The 25,733-nt window shown below is 62.5% G+C and carries 19 protein-coding genes and 4 tRNA genes; 20 read left to right on the top strand and 3 right to left on the bottom strand.

Going from position 1 to position 25,733, the window contains the following annotated elements; translation table 11 throughout:
* Window positions 1–119: 119 nt before the first annotated feature.
* A complete protein-coding gene (locus AD659_RS17390; protein ID WP_053123474.1) occupies window positions 120–3,398 on the bottom strand; it encodes a PAS domain S-box protein in 3,279 nt (1,092 codons plus the stop codon).
* A gap of 71 nt (window positions 3,399–3,469) precedes the next feature.
* Complete coding sequence (locus AD659_RS17385; RefSeq protein ID WP_053123472.1) at window positions 3,470–4,360, bottom strand: LysR family transcriptional regulator; 891 nt, start codon at window positions 4,358–4,360, stop codon at window positions 3,470–3,472.
* A 157-nt stretch (window positions 4,361–4,517) separates the two neighbouring features.
* Here AD659_RS17385 and leuC point away from each other — a divergent pair, with 157 nt between their 5' ends.
* From leuC to AD659_RS17290, 19 genes are all read left to right on the top strand, one after another.
* A complete protein-coding gene (gene leuC, locus AD659_RS17380; protein ID WP_003203866.1) occupies window positions 4,518–5,936 on the top strand; it encodes a 3-isopropylmalate dehydratase large subunit in 1,419 nt (472 codons plus the stop codon).
* 11 nt (window positions 5,937–5,947) lie between these two features.
* A complete protein-coding gene (gene leuD / locus AD659_RS17375) occupies window positions 5,948–6,592 on the top strand; it encodes a 3-isopropylmalate dehydratase small subunit (RefSeq protein WP_003203864.1) in 645 nt (214 codons plus the stop codon).
* A gap of 157 nt (window positions 6,593–6,749) precedes the next feature.
* Window positions 6,750–7,514: a class I SAM-dependent methyltransferase gene (locus tag AD659_RS17370; protein ID WP_053123470.1), complete on the top strand. Its 765-nt coding sequence runs from the start codon at window positions 6,750–6,752 to the stop codon at window positions 7,512–7,514.
* 66 nt (window positions 7,515–7,580) lie between these two features.
* Complete coding sequence (leuB, locus tag AD659_RS17365) at window positions 7,581–8,663, top strand: 3-isopropylmalate dehydrogenase (RefSeq protein ID WP_053123468.1); 1,083 nt, start codon at window positions 7,581–7,583, stop codon at window positions 8,661–8,663.
* 54 nt (window positions 8,664–8,717) lie between these two features.
* Window positions 8,718–9,830, top strand: a complete 1,113-nt coding sequence (asd, locus tag AD659_RS17360; protein WP_053123466.1) for an aspartate-semialdehyde dehydrogenase — start codon at window positions 8,718–8,720, stop codon at window positions 9,828–9,830.
* Between the two features lie 246 nt (window positions 9,831–10,076).
* On the top strand, window positions 10,077–11,087 hold the full coding sequence (locus AD659_RS17355; protein ID WP_053123463.1) for an aspartate-semialdehyde dehydrogenase: 1,011 nt from the start codon (window positions 10,077–10,079) through the stop codon (window positions 11,085–11,087).
* A 209-nt stretch (window positions 11,088–11,296) separates the two neighbouring features.
* The gene (locus AD659_RS17350) at window positions 11,297–13,876 is read left to right on the top strand and encodes a FimV/HubP family polar landmark protein (RefSeq protein ID WP_053123461.1); all 2,580 of its coding nucleotides are present in this window, start codon (window positions 11,297–11,299) and stop codon (window positions 13,874–13,876) included.
* 472 nt (window positions 13,877–14,348) lie between these two features.
* On the top strand, window positions 14,349–15,173 hold the full coding sequence (truA, locus tag AD659_RS17345; protein WP_053123613.1) for a tRNA pseudouridine(38-40) synthase TruA: 825 nt from the start codon (window positions 14,349–14,351) through the stop codon (window positions 15,171–15,173).
* A gap of 63 nt (window positions 15,174–15,236) precedes the next feature.
* Window positions 15,237–15,860 carry a phosphoribosylanthranilate isomerase gene (locus AD659_RS17340; RefSeq protein WP_053123459.1) on the top strand — a complete coding sequence of 208 codons (624 nt, stop codon included), beginning with the start codon at window positions 15,237–15,239 and terminating at the stop codon, window positions 15,858–15,860.
* Window positions 15,861–16,125: 265 nt separating this feature from the next.
* Window positions 16,126–17,046, top strand: coding sequence for an acetyl-CoA carboxylase, carboxyltransferase subunit beta (gene accD, locus AD659_RS17335; RefSeq protein WP_003179765.1), 921 nt, complete (start codon window positions 16,126–16,128; stop codon window positions 17,044–17,046).
* Window positions 17,043–18,350: a bifunctional tetrahydrofolate synthase/dihydrofolate synthase gene (gene folC, locus AD659_RS17330; protein WP_053123457.1), complete on the top strand. Its 1,308-nt coding sequence runs from the start codon at window positions 17,043–17,045 to the stop codon at window positions 18,348–18,350. The genes accD and folC overlap by 4 nt, the downstream gene beginning before the upstream one ends.
* Window positions 18,334–19,005 (top strand): SPOR domain-containing protein, encoded by a 672-nt coding sequence (locus tag AD659_RS17325; RefSeq protein ID WP_053123455.1) that lies wholly within the window; start codon window positions 18,334–18,336, stop codon window positions 19,003–19,005. Before folC ends, AD659_RS17325 begins: the two co-directional genes overlap by 17 nt.
* An 89-nt stretch (window positions 19,006–19,094) precedes the next feature.
* On the top strand, window positions 19,095–19,655 hold the full coding sequence (locus tag AD659_RS17320) for a CvpA family protein (protein ID WP_030142022.1): 561 nt from the start codon (window positions 19,095–19,097) through the stop codon (window positions 19,653–19,655).
* Window positions 19,656–19,695: 40 nt separating this feature from the next.
* Window positions 19,696–21,201, top strand: a complete 1,506-nt coding sequence (purF, locus tag AD659_RS17315; RefSeq protein WP_053123453.1) for an amidophosphoribosyltransferase — start codon at window positions 19,696–19,698, stop codon at window positions 21,199–21,201.
* A 56-nt stretch (window positions 21,202–21,257) separates the two neighbouring features.
* Complete coding sequence (locus AD659_RS17310; protein WP_053123450.1) at window positions 21,258–22,469, top strand: O-succinylhomoserine sulfhydrylase; 1,212 nt, start codon at window positions 21,258–21,260, stop codon at window positions 22,467–22,469.
* On the top strand, window positions 22,466–23,239 hold the full coding sequence (locus AD659_RS17305; protein WP_053123448.1) for an SDR family oxidoreductase: 774 nt from the start codon (window positions 22,466–22,468) through the stop codon (window positions 23,237–23,239). Before AD659_RS17310 ends, AD659_RS17305 begins: the two co-directional genes overlap by 4 nt.
* Window positions 23,240–23,342: 103 nt before the next feature.
* A tRNA-Val gene (locus tag AD659_RS17300) sits at window positions 23,343–23,418 on the top strand.
* 58 nt (window positions 23,419–23,476) lie between these two features.
* A tRNA-Asp gene (locus tag AD659_RS17295) sits at window positions 23,477–23,553 on the top strand.
* A gap of 89 nt (window positions 23,554–23,642) precedes the next feature.
* Window positions 23,643–23,719, top strand: a tRNA-Asp gene (locus tag AD659_RS17290).
* A 191-nt stretch (window positions 23,720–23,910) separates the two neighbouring features.
* Here the strand turns inward: AD659_RS17290 and AD659_RS17285 are convergent.
* Window positions 23,911–25,194 (bottom strand): NAD(P)/FAD-dependent oxidoreductase, encoded by a 1,284-nt coding sequence (locus AD659_RS17285; RefSeq protein ID WP_053123446.1) that lies wholly within the window; start codon window positions 25,192–25,194, stop codon window positions 23,911–23,913.
* A gap of 183 nt (window positions 25,195–25,377) precedes the next feature.
* On the opposite strand from AD659_RS17285, the gene AD659_RS17280 reads away from it, so the two are divergent.
* Window positions 25,378–25,454 (top strand) — tRNA-Val (locus AD659_RS17280).
* Window positions 25,455–25,733 lie beyond the last annotated feature (279 nt).

Below are 25,733 nucleotides of genomic sequence, written 5' to 3'. Positions count from 1 at the left end.
AGTCAACTCGGTGTGTCATGCTGGTCTGAGGAGAATCTTCTCTTTTGGGGGCCGCTGCGCGGCCCAGCGGGAGCAAGCTCCCTCGCCACAAAAGCCTCCTGCCTGCCTGGCTGCACAGGCTAGGGCAACAACCGCTCAAACGCCTCCAGGGGCAACGGCCGGCTGTGCAGGTAACCCTGGTACAAATGGCAATCGAGCCCTTGCAGGAACTGCAATTGCTCCAGGGTCTCCACCCCTTCGGCAATCATCACCAGGTTGAGGCTGCGGGCCATGGCGACGATGGCGCGGATGATTTCGGCGTCGTTGGGGTCGCTGGTGGCGTCGCGCACGAATGACTGGTCGATTTTCAGTGTGTCCACCGGCAGGCGCTTGAGGTAGGTCAGTGACGAATAACCGGTGCCGAAATCGTCCATGGCGAAACTGACCCCCAGTTTCTTGAGCCGGCGCATCTTGGCGATGGTGTCGTCCAGGTTCTGGATCACGATGCCCTCGGTGATCTCCAGTTTCAGCAGCGAGCAAGGCAGGCCGTGGGTGGCCAGGCTGTTTTCGATGCGTTCGACGAAGTCGCTCTGGCGGAATTGCCGTGGGCTGATGTTCACGCACAGGCTGAACCGCTGTGGGTCGATCTTGCCCTTGGCGATCAGTTGCTTGAAGCCGTCGCAGGCCTCATCGAGGATCCAGGTCCCGACTTCGAGGATCAGGCCACTGTCTTCCAGCACTTTGATGAATTCGTTGGGCGATTGGGCGCCGAGGTCCGGGTGGTGCCAGCGCACCAGGGCTTCGGCGCCGATGATGCGATTGTCCCGGGCATCGACCTGAGGCTGGAAGTGCACGCTGAACTCGCCACGGGCCAGGGCCTGGCGCAGGTCGGTTTCCATGCGCAGCCGTTCGCTGGCGGCTTTTTGCATGGTGGTGTGAAACATCTGCGAGGTGTTGCGTCCCGAGTCCTTGGCGCGGTACAGCGCGATGTCGGCGCGCTTGAGCAAATCGGTGGGCGTGGAGCCATGGTCGGGGATCAACGCGATGCCGATGCTCGGCGTGACTTGCAAGCGTTGACCATCGAGAAACATCGGTTCAGAGAGCAGTTCACGCAAGGTGTCGGCCAGGCTCTGCACTTGCTTGCTGACTTCGTTGCGCGAGCCTTCCAGGCCACTGAGCAGCACCACGAACTCGTCGCCGCCCAGGCGCGCGACGGTGTCTTCCAGACGCACGCTGGCTTCCAGGCGCGCGGTGATGATTTTCAGCACGGTGTCGCCCACTGGGTGACCGAGGGAGTCGTTGATGTGCTTGAAGTGGTCCAGGTCGAGAAACAGCAGGGCGCCACGCAAGTTGTGGCGCTTGAGCAGGGCGATCTGCTGGCTCAACCGGTCCATCAGTAAGGCCCGGTTGGGCAGATTGGTCAGCGAATCGTGATAGGCCAGGTGGCGGATCTGGGCTTCGGCATTGCGCAGCAGGCTCACATCCCGGGCGGTCAGCAGCAGGCACGCGGTTTCATTGAGGGTGATGGGTTCGACCGAGACCTCTACCGTGAGGATTTCCCCGCGTTTATTGCGCCCGAGCATTTCCTGGTGGACGACGCGGCCCTTGAGCTGCAGTTCGGCCAACAGGGCGGCGCGCTGTTTTTCTTCGGCCCAGATGCCCACTTCGTAGACCGTGTGCCCGATCACTTCGTCGGCGCGGTAGCCGGTCAACCGACAGAAGCCATCGTTGACTTCCAGGTAGCGACCGCTTTCGAGCTCGGTGATGGTGATGGCGTCGGGGCTGGAATGAAAGGCCTTGGCGAATTTCTCTTCGCTGGCCTTGAGGGCGGCTTCCGAGCGTTGTTGCTGGGTGATGTCGCGCAAGGTGGTGACGATGCAAGGCTGGTTGCCGACGTTGATTTGCCGGCTGGAGATCACACAGGTCAGCGGCTGCCCATTCTTGTGGTGAACGACGATGGCGACATTGTTCAGCGATTGTTCGCGGATCACCCGTTCGATGCGTTGCAAGCTGCTGCCCGAGGCATCCCAGAGGCCGATTTCGTCGGCACTGAGGCCGATCACGTCGCTGGCCGTCCAGCCGAAGGTCTGGGTGAAGCTGGAGTTGATCTCGAGGAACCGGCCGCTGTCCTGGTGGGTGACGCAGATCGGGTCGGGACTGACCTGGAACAGCGTGGCGAATTTTTCCTCCGAGGCGGCCAGGCTCTGTTCGCGCTCCACCTGGTCGGTGATGTCCAGCAAGGTCCCGGCCATGCGCAAGGGGCTGCCGTCGTCGTTGCGGTAGAGCCGGGCGCGGCTTTCCAGGTAGCGCGAGCTGCCGTCCGGCAGTTGCACGCGGTAGGTCAACTGGTAGTTGCCCGCCGGACCTTCCCGCAGGCTGCGATACGCGTTGCGCATGTTGTTGCGTTCTTCTGTGGGCACCCCTTCGAAAAACGCATCGAACGATTCATGGAACGGCTTGGGTTCCAGGCCATGGAGCTGCGCGGCCCGGGCCGAGCCGTAGAGCATGCCGCTGGGGATGTGCCAGTCCCAGGTGCCCAGTTGCGCCGAGTCGAGGGCCAGGTCCAGGCGTTCCTGGCTGTCCTTGAGGGCCTGTTCGGCGAGTTTGCGTTCGGTGGTGTCGAGGAACGTGCTCAGCAGGTACGGCTGGCCTTCGAGTTCGACTTTCTGCGCACTGAGAATGCCGTTATGGATCTGGCCGTTGCTGGCCCGGAATTCCACCTCCATGCTGATCAGTTCGCCCTTGGCCTTGGTCGCCTCCACCAGTTTCGCCCGTTGCCTGGGGTCAACCCACAAGCCCAGCTCCAGGGTGGTGCGGCCGATCACGTCATGCACCGGCCAGCCGAACAGGCTTTCGAAGTACTGGTTGGCCTCGCTGATCAGGCCGTCTTCCTGGCGGGTCAGCAGCACCATGTTCGGGCACAGATGAAAAAGCGTGGCGAAGCGTTTTTCCGAGCTGCGCAGGGCCTGTTCCCGCTCGCGCTGATGGGTGATTTCGCGAATCACTCCGATCATGCGCGGCCGGCCGTGTTTGTCGGGCAGTACGCTGCCACTGATTTCCAGCCAATGCAGGCTGCCGTCGGGCCAGACGATGCGGTGGTGCATGGCCTGTTCCAGCGGTGCCCCGGCCACTGCCGCGTGAAAGGCGCGCACGGCCCTGGCCCGGTCTTCGGGCAGAAGCAGGTCGAGGTAGTCCACGTCCGCCGGCAACGGCTGGCGCGGGTCGAAGCCGAACAGCGCCTGGGTGCCGCGGGACCAACTGATCTGGCCGCTGTCGATGTCCCACGACCAGGCGCCCAGCCGCGCACCGTTCAGGGCGGCCAGCAACTGTGGCGCGCTGTCCCAGCTTTGCTCGGACCGCTTCGGGTCGAGCGCCTGGATGCGCGGCAAGGGCGGGAGATGGTCAGCGGGTTTGGGCATTTTTCTAGCGAGCCTTGAGCGGGTGTGGGCATAAAGCACAAGCATCCAAGGCCCTACAGGCGCGGCACAACCTATGCCATTGTCCCTGGCAAATCGATTTGTGCGTCCAGTAAGGCCATGAAAGCCCGTGCGGCGTTCGATAGCGTCCGTTCGGTGTGCAAGATATAGCCTAGCTGGCGACTGAGCTGTATGCCCGGCAAAGGAATGCGCGCGACCTGTTCATCGAGCATGGTGCGCGGCAGAACGCTCCAGGCCAGGCCGATGGAGACCATCATCTTTATGGTTTCCAGATAATTCGTGCTCATGGCGATGTTCGGCGTCAGGCCCTGGGCCTCGAACAGCCGTTGCACGATGTGATGGGTAAAGGTGTTGCCCCCCGGGAACACCGCCGGATGCAGGGCAATGTCCGCCAGGCTCACTGCGCTGTTTTCCAGCAAGGCATGCTCCGGGGCCACCACGAAATCCAGGGGGTCGTCCCACACCGGCGTGGCCCGTACCAGCGCGTGGGGTTCGGGGGCGAGGGTGATGACGGCCAGTTCCGCCCGGCCATGGAGGATTTCTTCGTAGGCCACTTCCGAATCCAGGAACTGGATATCCAGCGCCACCTGGGGATAGCGCCGGGTGAACTCCCTCAATAAAGGTGGCAGGCGGTGCAGGCCGATGTGGTGGCTGGTGGCGAGGGTCAGGCGCCCGGTTACTTCGCCGGTCAGGTTGGTCAGGGCGCGGCGGGTGTCGTCGAGTACGTTGAGGATCTGATAAGCCCGCGGCAACAGGGCCCGGCCGGCCTCGGTCAGGCCCACTTCACGGCCCAGGCGGTCGAACAGGCGCACCTTGAGTTGCTGCTCGAGACCGGCAATGCGCTTGCTGATGGCCGGCTGGGTCAGGTGCAGGCGTTCGCCGGCGCCGGAGAAACTGCCCGTCTCGGCGATGGCAATAAAAGCATTGAGGTTGGCGAGGTCCATGGCGGTTCCAGTTGGATTCCAGTTGGTTATGCAAAGCATGAAAAATATGAATTTGAGTTATTTAATGTAACCCCATAGGATCAGCCTCACAAGCCAAGGGGTTATTGATTCGTTCAAGGCCCGGGGCATAGAAACAAGCTGATGAGGAAACCGTCTGATGGCCGGCAAAACGCTCTACGACAAGCTCTGGGATTCGCATTTGGTCAAGCAGCGCGACGATGGCTCGGCGCTGATCTACATCGACCGTCACATCATTCACGAAGTGACGTCGCCGCAAGCCTTCGAAGGCCTGCGCCTGGCCGGGCGCAAGCCGTGGCGCATCGATGCCAACATCGCGACCCCGGACCACAACGTACCGACCACGCCGGAGCGCAAGGGCGGCATCGAGGCGATTGCCGACCAGGTTTCGCGCCTGCAGGTCCAGACCCTCGACGATAACTGTGACGAATACGGCATCGTCGAATTCAAGATGAATGATGTGCGCCAGGGCATCGTCCATGTCATTGGCCCGGAGCAGGGCGCGACCTTGCCGGGCATGACCGTGGTCTGCGGCGACTCGCACACCTCGACCCACGGTGCTTTCGGCGCCCTGGCCCATGGCATCGGCACGTCCGAGGTGGAGCATGTGCTCGCCACCCAGTGCCTGGTCGCCAAGAAAATGAAAAACATGCTGGTGCGCGTCGAAGGCAAGTTGCCGTTCGGCGTGACCGCCAAGGACATCGTCCTGGCCGTGATCGGCAAGATCGGCACCGCCGGCGGTAACGGCCATGCCATCGAGTTCGCCGGCAGTGCGATCCGCGACTTGTCCGTCGAAGGCCGCATGACCATTTGCAACATGTCCATCGAGGCCGGTGCCCGCGTTGGCCTGGTGGCCGCCGATGAAAAAACCGTGGAATACGTCAAGGGCCGTCCGTTCTCGCCAAAAGGCGCGGAATGGGACATGGCGGTCGAAGCCTGGAAAGACCTGGTTTCCGATGCCGATGCCAAATTCGACACCGTGGTCGAGCTCGACGCGACGCAGATCAAGCCGCAAGTGAGCTGGGGCACTTCGCCGGAAATGGTTTTGGCGGTGGACCAGAACGTGCCGGATCCGGCCAAGGAAATGGACCTGGTCAAGCGCGACTCCATCGTCCGCGCCTTGAAGTACATGGGCTTGAGCGCCAACCAGGCGATCACCGACATTCAGCTCGACCGCGTGTTCATCGGCTCTTGCACCAACTCGCGGATCGAAGACCTGCGCGCCGCTGCAGTGATCGCCAAGGGTCGCAAGGTTGCTTCGACCATCAAGCAGGCCATCGTGGTGCCGGGCTCGGGCCTGGTGAAGGCCCAGGCGGAAGCGGAAGGGCTGGACAAGATTTTCCTCGAAGCCGGTTTCGAATGGCGTGAGCCAGGGTGCTCGATGTGCCTGGCGATGAACCCGGACCGCTTGGAGTCGGGCGAGCATTGTGCCTCCACCTCCAACCGTAACTTCGAAGGCCGTCAGGGCGCCGGTGGCCGTACGCACCTGGTGAGCCCGGCCATGGCCGCGGCCGCGGCTGTCAACGGCCGTTTCGTCGACGTCCGCGAATTGATCTGAAGGAGCGCAGCATGAAAGCTTTTACCCAGCACACCGGTCTTGTCGCGCCTTTGGATCGTGCCAACGTCGACACCGACCAGATCATTCCCAAGCAGTTCTTGAAGTCCATCAAGCGCACCGGTTTCGGCCCGAACCTGTTCGACGAATGGCGCTACCTGGATGTCGGCCAGCCGTACCAGGACAACTCCAAGCGGCCGTTGAACAAGGATTTCGTGCTCAATGCCGAGCGTTACCAGGGCGCCAGCGTGTTGCTGGCCCGGGAGAATTTCGGCTGCGGTTCGAGTCGCGAGCACGCGCCATGGGCGCTGGAGGAATACGGTTTCCGCAGCATCATCGCGCCGAGCTACGCCGACATCTTCTTCAACAACAGCTTCAAGAACGGCTTGCTGCCGATCATCCTCAGCGATGCAGATGTGGATGAGTTGTTCCAGCAGGTCGAGGCCAACCCGGGCTATCAATTGCAGATCGACCTGGCGGCCCAGACCGTGACCCGTCCCGACGGCAAGGTGCTGGGTTTCGAGATCGACGCGTTCCGCAAGCATTGCCTGCTCAATGGCCTGGATGACATCGGCCTGACCTTGCAGGACGGCGAGGCGATTGCCGCGTTCGAGGCCAAGCATCGGGCGAGCCAGCCTTGGTTGTTTCGCGATGCTTGATTGACCGGAAATTGATGCAGTCAGTGCTGGCCTCTTCGCGAGCAAGCCCGCTCCCACAAGGGGTTTTGTGAACGCCGCTAATCCAGTGTGGGAGCGGGCTTGCTCGCGAAGACGGCGGCACTGGCAATACAAAGCTAGACCCAAAAAGGAAGTCCCCATGACCAGCACCGCCCACAGCCAAGTCGTACAAAAGCAATTCGGTGAACAGGCCTCGGCCTACCTGAGCAGTGCCGTGCACGCCCAGGGCGCCGAGTTCGCGCTGCTACAGGCGGCGTTGGCCGGTCGTGGCGATGCCCGTGTGCTGGACCTGGGTTGCGGCGCTGGCCATGTGAGTTTCCATGTGGCGCCACTGGCCGGTGAAGTGGTGGCCTACGATCTGTCCCAACAGATGTTGGATGTTGTGACCGCAGCAGCGGCCGAGCGTGGCCTGGGCAATATCAGCACGGTCCGTGGCGCCGCCGAGCGCCTGCCGTTCGCCGACGCTGAGTTCGACTTCGTGTTCAGCCGTTATTCGGCGCATCATTGGAGCGACCTCGGCCTGGCGCTGCGGGAAGTACGGCGGGTGCTCAAGCCGGGCGGGGTGATGGCGTTCATCGACATCCTGTCGCCGGGCATGCCGTTGCTGGACACCTACCTGCAAAGCATCGAAGTGCTGCGCGACACCAGCCATGTGCGCGATTATTCGGCCGATGAATGGTTGCGCCAGGTCAGCGAAGCGGGGCTGCACACCCGCAGCACCTCGCGTCAGCGCCTGCGCCTGGAGTACCGCTCCTGGGTCGAACGCATGCGCACGCCCGAGGTGATGCGTGCGGCGATTCTCCAGCTACAGCGATCGATGGGCGACGAAGTGCGTGAATATTTTGAGATTGAGGCCGATGGTTCGTTCAGTACAGATGTACTGGTGCTGTGGGCCGAGCGATAGCATTTTTCCCGGCCCGGCCTTGGGTACGAAGCCCGGGCCCGTGTCGACAGAGCAAACGAGGAAAGCATGAGCAAGCAGATTCTGATTCTCCCAGGTGATGGCATTGGCCCGGAAATCATGGCCGAAGCGGTCAAGGTCCTGGAACTGGCGAACGACAAGTACGGCCTGGGTTTCGAACTCAGCCACGACGTGATCGGCGGCGCGGCCATCGACAAGCACGGCGTGCCTCTGGCCGATGAAACCCTGGACCGTGCCCGCGCAGCCGATGCCGTGCTGCTGGGCGCCGTCGGCGGGCCGAAATGGGACAAGATCGAACGCGACATCCGCCCTGAGCGCGGCCTGCTGAAGATTCGCGCGCAACTGGGCCTGTTCGGCAACCTGCGTCCGGCGATCCTTTACCCGCAACTGGCCGATGCGTCGAGCCTGAAGCCGGAAATCGTCTCGGGCCTGGACATCCTCATCGTGCGTGAGCTGACCGGCGGCATCTACTTCGGCGCCCCGCGTGGCACCCGTGAGCTGGAGAATGGCGAGCGCCAGGCCTATGACACCCTGCCGTACAGCGAAAGCGAAATCCGCCGTATCGCCCGGGTTGGCTTCGACATGGCCCGCGTGCGTGGCAAGAAGCTGTGCTCGGTGGACAAGGCCAACGTGCTGGCCTCCAGCCAACTGTGGCGTGAAGTGGTCGAGCAGGTGGCCAAGGATTATCCGGACGTCGAGCTGAGCCACATGTACGTCGACAACGCCGCCATGCAACTGGTACGCGCGCCGAAGCAGTTCGACGTGATCGTCACCGACAACATGTTCGGCGACATCCTGTCCGACGAAGCGTCGATGCTCACCGGTTCCATCGGCATGCTGCCGTCGGCCTCCCTGGACGCCAACAACAAGGGCATGTACGAGCCGTGCCACGGTTCGGCGCCGGACATCGCCGGGCAGGGCATTGCCAACCCATTGGCGACCATCCTGTCGGTGTCGATGATGCTGCGTTACAGCTTCAACTTGAACGATGCCGCCGACGCGATCGAAAAAGCCGTCAGCGTGGTCTTGGACCAAGGCTTGCGCACCGGTGATATCTGGTCGCAAGGTTGTACCAAAGTCGGTACGCAGCAAATGGGCGATGCAGTAGTCGCGGCGCTGCGGAATCTGTAATCTTTCGGGCCCACCGCTTCGACGGTGGCCCACTTTTGTATAGGTGTAGTTGCGATGAAACGTGTAGGTCTGATCGGTTGGCGCGGCATGGTCGGTTCCGTGCTCATGCAGCGAATGCTGGAAGAGCAGGATTTCGATCTCATTGAGCCGGTGTTTTTCACCACCTCCAACGTTGGTGGCCAGGGCCCGTCCGTGGGCAAGGACACCGGTGTGCTCAAGGATGCCTACAGCATCGAAGAGCTCAAGACCCTCGACGTGATCCTGACCTGCCAGGGCGGCGACTACACCAGCGAAGTGTTCCCCAAGCTGCGTGAAGCCGGCTGGCAGGGTTACTGGATCGACGCCGCTTCCAGCCTGCGCATGCAGGACGATGCGGTGATCATCCTCGACCCGGTCAACCGCAAGGTCATCGACCAGCAGCTGGATGCGGGCACCAAGAACTACATCGGCGGCAACTGCACCGTCAGCCTGATGCTGATGGGCCTGGGCGGCCTGTTCGAAGCCGGTCTGGTGGAGTGGATGAGCGCGATGACCTACCAGGCGGCTTCCGGCGGTGGCGCGCAGCACATGCGCGAGCTGATCAAGCAAATGGGCGTGACCCACGGCGCCGTGGCCGATGAACTGGCGAACCCGGCCAGTGCCATTCTGGACATCGACCGCAAGGTCGCCGAAGCGATGCGCAGCGATGCCTACCCGACCGAGAATTTCGGCGTGCCGCTGGCCGGCAGCCTGATCCCTTGGATCGACAAGGAACTGCCCAACGGCCAGAGCCGTGAAGAGTGGAAAGCCCAGGCCGAAACCAACAAGATCCTGGGTCGCTTCAAGAGCCCGATCCCGGTGGACGGCATCTGCGTGCGCATCGGCGCCATGCGTTGCCACAGCCAGGCGCTGACCATCAAGCTGAACAAAGACGTGCCGATCGCCGACATCGAAGGCCTGATCAGCCAGCACAACCCTTGGGTCAAGCTGGTGCCAAACAACCGCGAAACCAGTATGCAGGAGCTGAGTCCGACCAAGGTCACCGGCACCCTGAATGTACCGGTGGGCCGTCTGCGCAAACTGAACATGGGTTCGCAATTCGTCGGTGCCTTCACCGTCGGCGACCAACTGCTGTGGGGCGCGGCCGAACCGCTGCGCCGCATGCTGCGGATCCTGCTCGAGCGTTGATCGATTGCGGCTGTGAAAGAACCCGTGCCTTGTGAGAGGTGCGGGTTTTTTTATGTCGGTTTGGTGAGTTTTCCGTGGCGAGGGAGCTTGCTCCCGCTGGGCTGCGAAGCGGCCCCAAAGCGCTAGCGGTTGCTGCGTAACCGAGCGGGAGCAAGCTCCCTCGCCACAGGTTCTCCTGTGTTCAATTGCTTGCCCGCCAACCACCCGGTAAAGTGCCGCTCCCCACGTTTTACCTGAGGTAGACCCATGAGCCAGTCCTTTGATATTGCCGTGATCGGCGCCACCGGCACTGTCGGCGAAACCCTCGTCCAGATTCTCGAAGAGCGGGACTTCCCGGTCGGCAACCTGCACCTGCTGGCCAGCAGCGAATCGGCAGGCAGCTCGGTGATGTTTCGCAGCAAAAACGTGCGGGTGCGTGAGGTCGACGAATTCGATTTCAGCAAAGTCCAACTGGTGTTCTTCGCCGCCGGCCCGGCGGTGACCCTGAGTTTCGCCCCGCGGGCCACGGCGGCCGGCTGTGCGTTGATCGACTTGTCCGGCGCCTTGCCGCCCGAGCAGGCGCCGCAGATCGTGCCGGAAGCCAACGCCCAGGTCCTGGTTGGCCTGGGCAAACCGTTGCAGGTCAGCAGCCCCAGCGCATCGGCCACGGCCTTGGCGGTCGTGCTCGCACCGCTGCGTGAATGCCTGGATCTGCAGCGCATCAGCCTGACCGCCAGCCTTGCGGTATCGGCCCAGGGCCGCGTGGCCGTGAGCGAGCTGGCGCGCCAGACCGCCGAGCTACTCAACGCCCGTCCACTGGAGCCGAAGTTCTTTGACCGGCAGATGGCGTTCAATCTGCTGGCCCAGGTCGGCGCCCCGGACGAGCAGGGCCATACGTCCCTGGAAAAGCGCCTGGTCCGTGAGTTGCGCCAGGTGCTGGATCAACCTTTGTTAAAGATTTCCGTCACTTGCATTCAAGCCCCGGTGTTTTTTGGCGATAGCTTTAGCGTGACCGTGCAGTCTGCCAATGCCGTCGACCTGGCCAAGGTCAACGCGGCCCTGGAAGCGGCGCCCGGTATCGAGCTGGTGGAGGCGGGCGATTACCCGACTGCGGTGGGTGATGCAGTGGGGCAGGATGTGGTCTACGTTGGTCGGGTACGCGGTGGGATCGACGATCCGGCTGAACTAAATATGTGGCTGACGTCAGATAACGTGCGCAAGGGCGCGGCGCTCAATGCGGTGCAGGTGGCTGAGTTGTTGATAAAAGACTTGCTGTAAAAGATACTTGGCGTCAATTTGTCGAATGATTCTAGCTGGGCGCTATGCTTGGTCGGAATGCTGAAGGCGAACATCCCTCTGGGGGACTTTCCCGGGGCATGAGTGAAATGATCGCGCACACCGTCCTTGGGGGCTGCGCGCAATGCCTTACGGCAGCGGCATCAATACCTTCTCGCTGGCCGAGGAATGTTCATACAAAGGAAGAGGCTATGGTTCAAGTTCGCAAACTGGTGTTAGCAATAGCGGCCGCCTCGGCGCTGTCCTCCGGTATGGCGCAAGCGCTCGGGCTGGGGGAATTGACCCTGAAGTCGACGCCGAACCAGCCCCTGGTCGCCGAGATCGAGCTGCTCGACGTCCAGCAACTGACCGCCGCCGAAGTCGTGCCGAGCCTGGCCTCGCCCGACGATTTCGCCAAGGCCGGGGTCGATCGCCAGGCCTTTCTCAATGACCTGAGCTTCACCCCGGTGATCAACGCCAACGGCAAGAGTGTCCTGCGGGTCACGTCCAGCCGGCCGCTGTCCGAACCCATGGTCAAGTTCCTGGTGCAGGTAATGTGGCCCAACGGCCGCCTGCTGCGCGACTATAGCGTGTTGCTTGATCCTTCCAAATTTTCGCCACAGGCCGCCGATGCCGCCCGGGCAAAACCGCCCCAGGTCGTGTCCACGCCGGTTACCGGGGCCACCAAGCCTTCCCAGTACACCACCACGCCGCGCGATACCCTGTGGGAAATCGCCGCCAAGGTTCGCAACGGTGGGTCGGTCCAGCAAACCATGCTGGCGATCCAGGCGTTGAACCCGAACGCGTTCATCAACGGCAACATCAACCTGCTCAAGACCGGCCAGGTGCTGCGCCTGCCGGATCCGGTGCAAAGCACGGCATTGCCGCAACCCCAGGCCATCGCCGAAGTGGCGGCGCAGAACGCCGCCTGGCGTTCGGGACGGCGTGGCGTGGCGGGTGCCGGCAAGCAGCAGTTGGATGCCACCAAGCGTGGCCGTGGTGAAGGCGCGCCGGCCCAGGCGGCCGGTCGCGACAACTTGAGCCTGGTGTCGGCCGATGCGGCGAAGGCGGGCGGCAAGGGCGCTGCCGGCGATGCCCAGGCGCTCTCCAACAAGCTTGCAGTCACCCAGGAAAGCCTCGATTCGGCGCGCCGGGATAACGAAGAACTGAAAAGCCGCATGGCGGATCTGCAGAGCCAACTGGACAAACTGCAGCGCCTGATCGAGCTGAAGAACAATCAACTGGCCAAGATGCAGGCCGAAGGTGCCGCCGTTCCGCCTGTGGGCGAGGCGCCTCCGGCGATGTCCGCCGAGCTGACGCCTGCGCCAGCGGCGCAGGCCCCGACGGCTGCGCCCGTGCCGGCCCCGGAAGCGACTCCGCCTGCCGCACCGGTCGAGCCGACGCCTGCCGCGTCCAACGAGCAAAAGTACAATGACCTGCTGACCAATCCGATCCTGCTGGGCTTGATTGGCGGCGGCGCGCTGCTCCTGCTGTTGCTGCTGTTGTTGCTCGCCCGTCGCCGCAAGGCCCAGCAGGAAGCGGAAAAACACCTGCGCATGGCCCGAGCCCTCGAGGAGGAGGCTGACTTCTCCCCGGAGCTCGATCTGCCCCCGAGCAGCTTCGAGGGCATTGAGGTTCCACCGCCTAGCGTAAAACTCGAGCCAAAACCTGCGCCGGCTCCTGCGCCAGCCCCCAAGCCGGCCCCGGTGGTCGCGCCTGTGGTGGTCACGCCGCCTATCGCCGCGCCATTGGTGGCGCCGGCCGCCGAGCGCTCCGACGACGTGCTGCCCCAGGCCCAGTCCCATATGGACCGCGGCCGCTTGAACCAGGCTGCCGACCTGCTCGAGCAGGGCATCAAGGCCGAACCCCAGCGCAGCGACCTGCGCCTGAAGCTGATGGAAGTCTACGGTCAGCAAGGCGACCGTGACGCCTTTGTCGCCCAGGAGCGCCAGTTGGTGGCCAATGGTGACAACTTCGCCCAGGTCGAACAGCTGAAAAGCCGTTTCCCGGCCATGGTCGTCGCCACCACCGCTGGCCTGGCCGCCGCGACGGTCGCTGCTGAGCTGGACGCGCAGTACGTCAAGGACCTGCTGGAAGACAAGTCGCCGACCGACGAGGAGCTGGACAGCGCCTTCGACCTGAGTCTGGATGATATGGAAACCCCGGTCGCACCGGCCCCTGAGCCTGTCGCCGAGCTGGACGCGTTCCCGGAAGACGACGACCTGAGTTTCGAGTCGGTGCTCAAGCAGCAGACTGAGGCCAACGAAAGCCTCGACGACTTGTCGGAATTCGATCTGGACCTGGGCGCCGATGCGCCGACCCCGATCCCTGCGCTCGACGATGAAGACTTCCTGCTGGATCTGGACGACGACCTCAAGGGCCTGGAGTTGCCTGCGGCTCAAACGCCGGCCTTGGACGATACGCCGGCGGATGATCTCGAGCTGCCAGCGGATTTCGATCTGTCTCTCGCCGACGAGATGGATGCCCCCGACCAGCCCAAGGACGCCTTCGAGTCCGAACTGGACGATGTCAACGCCGAGCTGGATCGCTTGTCCGACAGCCTGGGCCAGCCGACGTTCACCGCCGAAGATGCCCTGGTGGGCGCTGAAGACGAGCCGGACTTCGACTTCCTTAGCGGCACCGATGAAGTGGCGACCAAGCTCGATTTGGCCCAGGCCTACATCGACATGGGCGACAACGACGGCGCCCGCGACATCCTCGGCGAAGTCCTCAGCGAAGGCGACGCCACCCAGAAGAGCGAAGCGCAGGAAATGTTGTCGCGCTTGGCGTGAGGTGATTGGATAAACAACGACGGCAGCCGGTGAGGCTGCCGTTTTTGTTTGCAAGTCATTCATGCTGCCCTTGTGGCGAGGGAGCTTGCTCCCGCTGGGCTGAGAAGCAGACCTCCTGTGGTGTGCCGGCTACCTTTGCGAGCGCTGCGCACTCGAGCGGGAGCAAGCTCCCTCGCCACAACGGCTGTCTTGGCCTGAAAGAGCTTGTGGGGACTACATTCAACATCCATGCAAGCCGGCCCGTCGCCATCGCGAGCAAGCTCGGCTTCCACAGAGGGTATGCGGTGGGCGCAGGATTCATGAGCACCCGAGATCCCCTGTGGAGCTGAGCTTGCTCGCGATGAGGCCAGTCGTTCCACCACAGGGCCACCGGTTGCACTGGCATCCCGCCCCGCCGGCCTTATAATGCCCGCCTTTGCGTACTTCAGCAGGCTGTAATTTCTTGGCAAACATAGACAACCCGGCCGCCGAAATGGCGGCCGACGGCTTTTTCCGGATCGCTTTGGGCGTTGAATACAAAGGCTCGCGCTACCGTGGTTGGCAGCGCCAGGCGTCCGGTGTATTGACGGTGCAGGAAACCCTCGAAAACGCGCTGTCCAAAGTCGCCGACTCGCCCGTGTCGCTGCATTGCGCCGGCCGTACCGATGCCGGCGTGCATGCCTGCGGCCAGGTGGTGCATTTCGACACCCAGGTCGAGCGTTCGATGAAGGCCTGGGTCATGGGCGGCAACATCAACTTGCCCCACGACGTCAGCGTCAGCTGGGCCAAGGTAATGCCCGCTCATTTCCACGCGCGCTTCAAGGCCATCGCCCGGCGTTACCGCTACGTGATCTACAACGATCAGATCCGTCCGGCGCACCTGAACGAAGAAATTACCTGGAATCACCGTCCGCTGGATGTCGAGCGCATGGCCGAGGCCGCGCAATACCTGGTCGGCGTCCACGATTTCAGCGCTTTCCGTGCCGGCCAGTGCCAGGCCAAGTCGCCGATCAAGGAACTGCATCACCTGCGCGTGACCCGTCACGGCAAGATGATCGTGCTCGACATCCGTGCCAGCGCCTTCCTGCATCACATGGTGCGCAACATTGCCGGCGTGCTGATGACCATCGGTGCCGGGGAGCGGCCGGTGGAGTGGATCAAGGAAGTGCTGGAAAGTCGTATCCGCCGTTCCGGTGGCGTCACGGCGCACCCGTTTGGCTTGTACCTGGTGCAGGTCGAATATCGCGATGAATTCGAGCTGCCGGAGCGTTACATCGGGCCACATTTCCTTACTGGCTTCTCGGAACTCGACGGCTGACGCCCTCCGCAGCATTTGTTACCATCCGGGACTTTCACGGATTTGCCTGAGGTTTTAGCCACCATGCCGGTCGTTCGCAGCAAGATTTGCGGAATCACCCGCGTCGAGGACGCGTTGGCGGCGGTAGAGGCCGGGGCCGATGCCATCGGGTTGGTGTTCTACGCCAAGAGCCCACGGGCGGTGACGGTGCAGCAGGCGCGAGCGATCATCCAGGCCTTGCCGCCGTTCGTGACCCCGGTGGGGTTGTTCGTCAATGCCAGCCGTTGCGAACTGGGCGAGATCCTCGATGCGGTGCCACTGGGCCTGTTGCAGTTCCATGGCGATGAAGCCCCGGCCGATTGCGAAGGCTGGCATCGTCCGTACATCAAGGCGTTGCGGGTCAAGGCCGGTGACGACATCGCCGCCGGTTGCGAAGCCTTCGCCAGTGCCAGTGGCATCTTGCTGGACACCTATGTGGAGGGCGTGCCCGGCGGTACCGGCGAAGCGTTCGATTGGGCGCTGGTGCCACAAGGCCTGAGCAAGCCGATCATCCTGGCCGGTGGTCTGACGGCGGATAACGTCGCCGCAGCCATTCGCCAGGTTCGCCCTTATGCGGTGGACGTGAGTGGCGGGGTGGAGCAGGGCAAGGGCATCAAGGACCCGGCAAAGATTCGTGCGTTCATGGCTGCTGTTCGCAACAGCCAGTAGTCAATGTGACGGCTGGCAGACTGCCGCCGTCCATACCTGCACTGTACAAAGCAGGCAGGCACCGCCTCCGGGTGGGCCGATAGCGTAGTGGCAACCGCAGTGCAGCGGTTGCCGGGATGGCTGAGGTGGTTGGGCTGCACGCAGGTCATGTTTCGCGCTGACCGTGGTGGCCGTTCGATCCTCGCCGCACAATGAATTTAGCTCAAGGGCATACGCGGGGCCGCGAACCAGAGCGTTCGGGCCGCCGGTACTGGAGAAAGAAAGCATGAGCAACTGGTTGGTAGACAAACTGATCCCTTCGATCATGCGTTCCGAGGTGAAGAAAAGCTCGGTGCCTGAAGGTCTGTGGCACAAATGTCCATCCTGCGAGGCGGTGCTGTACCGTCCGGAGCTGGAAAAGACCCTGGATGTTTGCCCCAAGTGCAACCACCACATGCGCATCGGTGCGCGTGCCCGTATCGATATTTTCCTGGACGCGGAAGGCCGCGTGGAACTGGGCGCCGACCTGGAGCCCGTGGATCGCCTGAAATTTCGCGACGGCAAGAAATACAAGGATCGCCTGACCGCTGCCCAGAAGCAGACCGGTGAAAAAGACGCCCTGGTGTCCATGAGCGGCACCTTGCTGGGCATGCCGGTGGTGGTCTCGGCTTTCGAATTCTCCTTCATGGGCGGCTCCATGGGCGCCATCGTCGGCGAGCGTTTCGTTCGCGCCGCCAACCATGCCCTGGAAAACCGTTGCCCGATGATCTGCTTCGCCGCTTCCGGTGGTGCGCGGATGCAGGAAGCACTGATCTCCCTGATGCAAATGGCCAAGACCTCCGCGGTGCTGGCGCGTCTGCGTGAAGAAGGCATTCCGTTCATCTCGGTGCTGACCGACCCGGTCTACGGCGGTGTTTCCGCCAGTCTGGCCATGCTGGGCGACGTGATTGTCGGCGAGCCGAAAGCCCTGATCGGTTTTGCCGGTCCGCGTGTGATCGAGCAGACCGTGCGTGAAAAACTGCCGGAAGGCTTCCAGCGCAGTGAGTTCCTGCTGGAACACGGCGCCATCGACATGATCATCCATCGTCAGGAACTGCGTCCGCGCCTGGGCAACCTGCTGGCGCAACTGATGGGTCTGCCGACGCCTAAATTCGTCGCCGCACCGATCGAGCCGATCGTGGTTCCGCCAGTGCCTGCCGGGCTATGACCCAGCGCACCCTGGGCGACTGGCTTGCCTACCTCGAGCAGTTGCATCCATCGGCCATCGACATGGGGCTGGAGCGCTCGCAAACGGTAGCGTCCCGCTTGGGACTGGCCAAGCCGGCGCCCCGGGTCATCACCGTCACCGGCACCAATGGCAAGGGTTCGACCTGCGCCTTCGTGGCCTCGCTGCTGCGGGCCCAAGGGCTGAGCGTCGGTGTCTACAGCTCGCCGCACCTGCTGCGCTACAACGAGCGGGTGCAGGTGAACGGCGTCGAAGCGACTGACGCCCAGCTGTGCGAAGCCTTTGCCGCAGTGGAAGCCGGGCGTGGCGATACAACCCTCACGTACTTCGAGATGGGCACCCTGGCGGCGTTCTGGTTGTTTGCCCGTGCCGGTCTCGACGCGGTGGTGCTGGAAGTCGGCTTGGGCGGGCGGCTGGATACGGTCAATCTGGTGGACGCGGACATTGCGCTGGTCACCAGCATTGGCGTGGACCATGCCGATTACCTGGGCGATACCCGTGAATCCGTGGCCTTCGAGAAGGCTGGCATCTTCCGCCAGGGCGCGCCTGCGCTCTGTGGCGATCTCAATCCTCCCCAGCCACTGCTGGACAAGGTGCGCGAGCTGAGTTGCCCGTTCTTCCTGCGTGGGCGGGATTTCGACCTGGCGATGACCGAGCAGCATTGGCAATGGCGCGGCAGCGACCTGCAGGGCAATCCGGTGGAGTTGCGCGACCTGCCACTGCTGGACCTGCCGATGGAAAACGCCGCACTGGCGCTCCAGGCCTACCTGTTGCTGGGCTTGCCCTGGGAGGCCGGCCCAATCGTCCAGGCGTTGCAGGCGACCCGCGTGGTCGGGCGCCTTGATCGCCGTCAGTTCGATTGGCAGGGCAAGCGCCTGAACCTGTTGTTGGATGTCGGCCATAACCCCCATGCGGCGCAGTACCTGGCCGAACGTCTGGCTCGGCGGCCCGTGGTCGGGCAGCGCCTGGCGGTGTTCGGGCTGCTGGGCGACAAGGATCTGGATGGCGTTGTCGAGGCGTTGGGTGCTAGTGTCCAGCATTGGGCGGTGACGCCGCTGGATTCGCCGCGCTCGCGTACGGCGGCTGGGTTGCAGGATGCGTTGCAGCGTCATGGTGCTTCAGTGCAAGCCTACGCGAGTGTGGCCGCTGCCCTGGAAGGGCAGTGCGCGCTGGCGACAGCCGATGACGAAATCCTGCTGTTCGGATCATTTTTTTGTGTTGCCGAGGCCCTTCAATGGCTGGCCCGGCGCTCCACGGAGGAAGCTGCAGATGGCATTGCTGGATAAGGCGTACAAGCAGCGCATGGTCGGGGCCCTGGTGTTGGTGGCCCTGGCGGTGGTTTTCCTGCCGATGCTGTTTTCCCGTCAGGACGAGCAACGCCAGGTCACGGTCGACGCGCCGGCCGCGCCCCAGGCGCCTTCGGTGCCGCCCGTTCAGGTCGAGCCGGTGGTTGTGCCCGAGCCCCAGGCGTTGCCTCAGGAACCGGTGCCCAGCGATGAGGAACTGGCTGAGCAACCTGCTGCGCCTTCCACGCCAATTGCACCTGCACCTGCCACGCCGGCTCCCGCCGCGCCGAGCAAACCGGCTGTCGCACCCGTGCCTGTTCCGGCGGCACCGGCGGTCAAACCGGCCCCGAGCCAGCCGATCACCGCTGCTTCAGCCAAACCGGACACTACCCAGAGTCGTGTGGATGCCAATGGCCTGTCGGTCAGCTGGTCGGTGCAACTGGCCAGCCTGACCAGTCGCGAAAGTGCCGAGAACTTGCAGAAAACCCTGCGCAGCCAGGGCTACAACGCCTATATCCGTTCCGCCGATGGCAAGAACCGGGTGTTTGTCGGGCCGCTGATCGAGCGGGCCGAGGCCGACCGCCTGCGTGACCTGCTCAGCCGTCAGCAGAACCTCAAGGGTTTCGTGGTGCGCTTCCAGCCAGAGCGCGGTTAACGGCGATTTAGCTGATTTGAATCACGCAGCTTACCGACAGCCCTGCGCTCTGCTAAAATGCGCCGCCTTATCCGTCTGTAGGCTGCACCGTGCCATTTACCTGGGTTGACTGGGCGATCGTTGCGATCGTCGCCATCTCCGCATTGATCAGTCTGAGCCGCGGCTTCGTCAAGGAAGCCCTCTCGCTGCTGACTTGGATCATCGCGGGGGTCGTAGCCTGGATGTTTGGTGGTTCGCTGTCCCAGTACCTCGCCGGATACATCGAAACTCCCTCGGCCCGCGTGATCGCGGGCTGCGCCATCTTGTTTATCGCCACCTTGCTGGTGGGCGCAATGATCAATTATCTGATTGGCGAACTGATTCGCGTCACCGGGCTTTCCGGGACGGACCGGTTCCTGGGCATGGCCTTCGGCGCGGCGCGTGGCGCGTTGCTGGTGGTCGTGGCCGTCGGGCTCTTGAGCCTGGGGCCAGTACAGCAGGATACGTGGTGGCAGGAGTCTCGGCTCGTGCCACAATTTCTATTGGTCGCAGACTGGTCCAAAAACCTGATCCTGGGTTGGAGCAGTCAGTGGCTTGCCAGCGGTATCAGCGTACCCGCTGAAATACCGTTCAAGGAACACCTCTTGCCGACGGCCAAAACGCCGCAGTAAGTGTGTTCAGTTCAGATCCATTAAGTAGGGGTTGCGTCGCATGTGTGGCATCGTCGGTATCGTCGGTAAGTCGAACGTCAATCAGGCGCTGTATGACGCGCTAACCGTGCTCCAGCACCGCGGCCAGGACGCTGCCGGTATCGTGACCAGCCATGACGGCCGGTTATTCCTGCGCAAGGACAACGGCCTGGTGCGTGACGTGTTCCACCAGCGTCATATGCAGCGCCTGGTCGGTCACATGGGTATCGGCCACGTGCGTTACCCGACCGCGGGCAGCTCGACGTCGGCTGAAGCCCAGCCGTTCTACGTCAACTCGCCTTACGGCATCACCCTGGCGCACAACGGCAACCTGACCAACGTCGAGCAACTGGCCAAGGAGATCTACGAATCTGACTTGCGCCACGTCAACACCAGTTCCGACTCGGAAGTGATGCTCAACGTGTTCGCCCATGAGCTGGCCCAGCGCGGCAAGCTGCAGCCGACCGAAGAAGACGTGTTCGCCGCCGTGACCGACGTGCACAACCGTTGCGTCGGCGGCTACGCGGTGGTGGCAATGATCACCGGCTACGGCATCGTCGGTTTCCGCGATCCCCACGGCATCCGCCCGATCGTGTTCGGCCAGCGTCACACCGACGAAGGCGTCGAATACATGATCGCCTCGGAAAGCGTGTCCCTGGACGTGCTGGGTTTCACCCTGATTCGCGACCTGGCCCCGGGCGAAGCGGTCTACATCACTGAAGACGGCAAGCTGCACACCCGTCAGTGTGCCACCAACCCGTCCCTGACCCCGTGCATCTTCGAACACGTCTACCTGGCGCGTCCGGACTCGATCATCGACGGTATCTCGGTCTACAAGGCGCGCCTGCGCATGGGCGAGAAGCTGGCCGACAAGATCCTGCGCGAGCGTCCGGAACACGACATCGACGTGGTCATCCCGATCCCGGACACCAGCCGCACTGCGGCCCTGGAGCTGGCGAACCACCTGGGCGTCAAGTTCCGCGAAGGCTTCGTGAAGAACCGCTACATCGGCCGGACCTTCATCATGCCGGGCCAGGCCGCACGGAAAAAATCCGTACGCCAGAAGCTCAACGCCATCGAACTGGAATTCCGCGGCAAGAACGTGATGCTGGTGGATGACTCCATCGTTCGTGGCACCACCTGCAAGCAGATCATCCAGATGGCCCGTGAAGCTGGCGCCAAAAACGTGTATTTCTGTTCCGCGGCCCCGGCCGTGCGCTACCCGAACGTCTACGGCATCGACATGCCGAGTGCCCATGAGCTGATCGCTCATAACCGCACCACCCAGGACGTGGCCGACCTGATCGGCGCCGACTGGTTGATCTACCAGGACCTGCCAGACCTCATCGAAGCGGTGGGCGGCGGCAAGATCAAGATCGAGCAGTTCGATTGCGCGGTATTCGACGGCAAGTACGTCACCGGCGACATCGACGACGCGTACTTGAACAAGATCGAGAACGCGCGTAACGATGCCTCCAAGGCCAAGACCCAGGCGGTCAGTGCAATCATCGATCTGTACAACAACTGAGTCACCAACCGGCCCCGAGGGGCCGGTTTGCGTTTAACCGATTAAGGAGTGGCAGCATGAGTCAGGATTGGGATGCCGGTCGGCTGGACAGCGACCTTGAAGGCGTAGCGTTCGATACCCTGGCGGTTCGCGCGGGTCATCACCGCACACCGGAAGCCGAACATGGCGAGCCGATGTTCTTTACCTCCAGCTACGTGTTCCGCACGGCCGCCGACGCGGCGGCGCGGTTTGCTGGCGAGGTGCCGGGCAACGTCTACTCGCGCTACACCAACCCGACCGTGCGCGCGTTCGAGGAGCGCATCGCCGCCCTGGAAGGTGCCGAGCAAGCCGTGGCGACTGCCACCGGCATGGCCGCGATCATGGCTGTGGTGATGAGCTTTTGCAGTGCCGGCGATCATGTGCTGGTGTCACGCAGTGTCTTCGGTTCGACCATCAGTCTGTTCGAAAAGTACTTCAAGCGTTTCGGCGTGGAAGTCGATTACGTGCCTCTGGCGGACCTGTCCGCTTGGGATGCGGCGATCAAGGCCAATACCAAGCTGCTGTTCGTCGAGTCGCCTTCCAACCCCCTGGCCGAACTGGTGGACATCGCCGCACTGGCGGAAATTGCCCACGCCAAGGGTGCCATGCTGGTGGTCGACAACTGCTTCTGCACCCCGGCGCTGCAACAACCGCTGAAGCTGGGTGCGGATATGGTGGTGCATTCGGCGACCAAGTTCATCGACGGCCAGGGCCGTTGCATGGGCGGCGTCGTGGCCGGTCGTGGCGAGCAGATGAAAGAAGTGGTGGGTTTCCTGCGTACCGCAGGTCCCACCCTCAGCCCGTTCAACGCCTGGGTCTTCCTCAAAGGCCTGGAAACCCTCGGCCTGCGGATGAAAGCCCATTGCGCCAATGCCCAGGCCCTGGCCGAGTGGCTGGAGCAGCAGGACGGCATCGAGAAAGTGCATTACGCCGGCCTCAAGAGCCATCCACAACATGAATTGGCCTTGCGTCAGCAACGCGGTTTCGGTGCGGTGGTGAGCTTTGAGGTCAAAGGGGGCAAGGAGGGCGCCTGGCGCTTCATCGACGCGACCCGATTGATTTCCATCACCGCCAACCTGGGCGACAGCAAGACCACCATCACTCACCCGAGCACCACGTCCCACGGTCGTCTGTCGCCCCAGGAGCGTGAATCGGCGGGTATTCGTGACAGCCTGATCCGCGTCGCGGTCGGCCTGGAAGATGTCGCGGACCTGCAAGCCGACCTGGCCCGCGGGTTGGCGGCCTTGTGATCGAGCTGGCGACGCCGCCGAGCGGCACTCATGGCCGGGTTGCACTGGTTACGGGCGCCGCACGGGGCATCGGCCTGGGCATTGCCGCTTGGTTGATCTGTGAAGGCTGGCAGGTGGTGCTGACCGACCTGGACCGCGAGCGTGGTTCCAAGGTGGCGAAGAGCCTGGGCGACAATGCCTGGTTCATCGCCATGGACGTGGCGGACGAGGCGCAGGTCGCCACCGGTATCGCCGAGGTGCTCGGGCAGTTCGGGCGGCTCGACGCGCTGGTGTGCAACGCGGCCATCGCTGACCCGCACAACATCACCCTGGAAAGCCTGGACCTGGCTTATTGGAATCGGGTCCTGGCGGTAAACCTGGGTGGGCCGATGCTGCTGGCCAAGCATTGCGCACCGTATCTGCGCGCCCACAACGGCGCCATCGTCAACCTGGCCTCGACCCGCGCCGCGCAATCGGAACCCGACACCGAAGCCTATGCGGCGAGCAAGGGCGGCCTGCTGGCCCTGACCCATGCCCTGGCAATCAGCCTCGGGCCAGAGATCCGGGTCAACGCCGTCAGCCCCGGCTGGATCGACGCGCGCGATCCGTCCCAGCGTCGCGCGCAGCCGCTGACCGATGCCGATCACGCCCAGCATCCTGCGGGCAGGGTAGGGACGGTAGAGGACGTGGCGGCGATGGTGGCGTGGCTGTTGTCGCGCAATGCCGGTTTTGTCACGGGGCAGGAGTTCGTGGTGGACGGCGGCATGACCAAGAAAATGATTTATGAGTGAGGGCGATTGCGGGTGCCGTTTGAAACTGTTTTGAAAAAACTTCAACCCTGCTATTGACTTAGCTTCGGTACCTGCGTAAATTTCGCGGCCTCAACGAAGCAAAGGGTGATTAGCTCAGCTGGGAGAGCGTCTGCCTTACAAGCAGAATGTCGGCGGTTCGATCCCGTCATCACCCACCATGTTTTACGAGAGTTTTGCGAAAGCAAGACGGAAGCTGTCAAAAGCCTCCACCGACGCGCAGCGGTAGTTCAGTCGGTTAGAATACCGGCCTGTCACGCCGGGGGTCGCGGGTTCGAGTCCCGTCCGCTGCGCCATATTTTCCGAAGCAGGTTCGCCTGGTTCGAGATCAAGGCCCAAGGGTGTTGATCAGACGAGTTAACTGGACGCAAGTCCATAGCGATACGCAGCGGTAGTTCAGTCGGTTAGAATACCGGCCTGTCACGCCGGGGGTCGCGGGTTCGAGTCCCGTCCGCTGCGCCATATCTGCTTCGAGGCCCATTGAACGCCTTGAAGCTAAGAAGAAAGCTGCAAAGCTCCTTCTAGTCGATAGCAAAGACCCTGGTCGAAAGACCGGGGTTTTTTGTTTTCGGGATTTGAAAGATTGGAACAAGCCCCGTGGCGAGGGAGCTTGCTCCCGCAGGGCTGCGTAGCAGCCCTTGTTGTAGGTGGCCTCAGAACCCCAATTTATCCCGCAACCCGTAATACCAAGCCCCCATCGCCGCAAACGGCGTGCCCAACAACTGACCACCAGGGAAAGGGTAGTGGGGCAGGTCGGCAAACGCATCAAAACGCTCAGCCTGACCCCGCAGCGCCTCGGCCAGGACCTTGCCCGCCAAGTGCGTATACGTCACGCCATGGCCGCTGCAGCCCTGGGAATAATAAATGTTATCCCCCAGCCGCCCGACCTGCGGAAGACGCGACAGCGTCAGCAGGAAATTTCCGGTCCAGGCGTAATCGATCTTCACATCCTTGAGCTGCGGGAACGCCTTGAGCATCTTCGGCCGAATGATCGCCTCGATGTTCGCCGGATCCCTCGCGCCATATACCACGCCGCCACCGAAGATCAGGCGCTTGTCGCCCGTCAGCCGGTAGTAGTCGAGCAAGTAGTTACAGTCTTCCACGCAATAATCCTGCGGCAGCAGGCTATGAGCCAACTCATCGCTCAGCGGCTCGGTGGCAATCACCTGCGTACCGCAAGGCATCGATTTGGCCGCCAACTCCGGCACCAGATTGCCCAGGTAGGCATTGCCCGCCACGATAATGAACTTGGCCCTGACCTTGCCCTTCGGCGTATGCACAACCGGACTGGCGCCACGCTCGATGCGCACCGCGGGCGATTGCTCATAAATCACCCCACCCAGCGACTCCACCGCCGCCGCTTCGCCCAGCGCCAGGTTGAGCGGATGAATATGCCCGCCGCTCATGTCCAGCATGCCGCCCACATACTCATCGCAAGCCACCACCTCGCGAATACGCCGTTGATCCAGGAGTTCCAACTGGGTGTGACCAAAACGCTCCCATAAACGCTTCTGCGACTCCAGATGGCCCATCTGTTTAGCGGTGAGGGCGGCGAATACACCGCCGTCCTTCAAATCACACTGAATCTGGTACTTCGCCACCCGCTCGCGAATGATCCGCCCACCCTCGAACGCCATATTGCCCAGCAACTGCGCCTGCTGCGGACCAACGCTGCGCTCGATCACATCGATGTCGCGGCTGTAACTGTTAACGATCTGCCCGCCGTTGCGACCCGAAGCCCCAAAGCCGACCTTTGCCGCCTCAAGCACGGTGACCTTGAAACCGTTCTCCAGCAAAAACAGCGCAGAAGACAGCCCGGTGTAGCCGGCACCGATCACGCACACATCAGTCTCGACGTCGTCCTGCAGGGCAGGGCGCGCCGGAACCGGGTTGGCCGATGCGGCGTAATAGGACGCTGGGTAGGATGTGTTCGTCATTCTGGAACCTCTGTTTTATATTTTTTACGAATGCGACGATCCTACCCGAGATAAAAATCGGCCGCCAGCCACCCCCGATTCTTCGTTGCGGCGGGGAAATTAAATATTTTGCATATTCATAGGGTTAGGTGAAAAAAAGGTGTTGACACCCCTCCGGAATTCCGTAGAATGCCGCCTCACAGCAGGCACGTAGCTCAGTTGGTTAGAGCACCACCTTGACATGGTGGGGGTCGTTGGTTCGAGTCCAATCGCGCCTACCAAACAAAATCCGCTCTGCTGGGCGGTCTAGAAGGGCTCACCGAAAGGTGGGCCCTTTTTTGTTGTCTGGGATTTGCAAAACTACGACGTAGGAGGTTTCTGAAAATGTCTTCAAAGGCGCTAATCAAGCCCTGAGCCCTCGCCGGAGGTTTTCTATCGCGTTACGCTCTGGATGTTTTCAGTAAAAAAGGGTTTGGTAAACCGGTGGATAGGCGTATCGCTGGCTTTACTACCCGCTGCTCGCTGCCATGCATCGAGCCTTGATTTCACTGTATAGTATT

The organism is Pseudomonas thivervalensis (assembly GCF_001269655.1).
Classification (GTDB): Bacteria; Pseudomonadota; Gammaproteobacteria; order Pseudomonadales; family Pseudomonadaceae; genus Aquipseudomonas; species Aquipseudomonas thivervalensis.
This window is presented reverse-complemented; position numbering and strand designations above follow the sequence as displayed.

Coding starts and splice junctions, on each gene's coding strand:
- leuD (WP_003203864.1), top strand. CDS start 5,948: ATGAAAGCTTTTACCCAGCACACCGGTCTTGTCGCGCCTTTGGATCGT.
- purF (WP_053123453.1), top strand. CDS start 19,696: ATGTGTGGCATCGTCGGTATCGTCGGTAAGTCGAACGTCAATCAGGCG.
- AD659_RS17385 (WP_053123472.1), bottom strand. CDS start 4,360: ATGGACCTCGCCAACCTCAATGCTTTTATTGCCATCGCCGAGACGGGC.
- truA (WP_053123613.1), top strand. CDS start 14,349: ATGGCGGCCGACGGCTTTTTCCGGATCGCTTTGGGCGTTGAATACAAA.
- AD659_RS17285 (WP_053123446.1), bottom strand. CDS start 25,194: ATGACGAACACATCCTACCCAGCGTCCTATTACGCCGCATCGGCCAAC.
- AD659_RS17310 (WP_053123450.1), top strand. CDS start 21,258: ATGAGTCAGGATTGGGATGCCGGTCGGCTGGACAGCGACCTTGAAGGC.
- AD659_RS17340 (WP_053123459.1), top strand. CDS start 15,237: ATGCCGGTCGTTCGCAGCAAGATTTGCGGAATCACCCGCGTCGAGGAC.
- accD (WP_003179765.1), top strand. CDS start 16,126: ATGAGCAACTGGTTGGTAGACAAACTGATCCCTTCGATCATGCGTTCC.
- leuB (WP_053123468.1), top strand. CDS start 7,581: ATGAGCAAGCAGATTCTGATTCTCCCAGGTGATGGCATTGGCCCGGAA.
- asd (WP_053123466.1), top strand. CDS start 8,718: ATGAAACGTGTAGGTCTGATCGGTTGGCGCGGCATGGTCGGTTCCGTG.
- AD659_RS17355 (WP_053123463.1), top strand. CDS start 10,077: ATGAGCCAGTCCTTTGATATTGCCGTGATCGGCGCCACCGGCACTGTC.
- AD659_RS17390 (WP_053123474.1), bottom strand. CDS start 3,398: ATGCCCAAACCCGCTGACCATCTCCCGCCCTTGCCGCGCATCCAGGCG.
- leuC (WP_003203866.1), top strand. CDS start 4,518: ATGGCCGGCAAAACGCTCTACGACAAGCTCTGGGATTCGCATTTGGTC.
- AD659_RS17350 (WP_053123461.1), top strand. CDS start 11,297: ATGGTTCAAGTTCGCAAACTGGTGTTAGCAATAGCGGCCGCCTCGGCG.
- AD659_RS17325 (WP_053123455.1), top strand. CDS start 18,334: ATGGCATTGCTGGATAAGGCGTACAAGCAGCGCATGGTCGGGGCCCTG.
- AD659_RS17370 (WP_053123470.1), top strand. CDS start 6,750: ATGACCAGCACCGCCCACAGCCAAGTCGTACAAAAGCAATTCGGTGAA.
- folC (WP_053123457.1), top strand. CDS start 17,043: ATGACCCAGCGCACCCTGGGCGACTGGCTTGCCTACCTCGAGCAGTTG.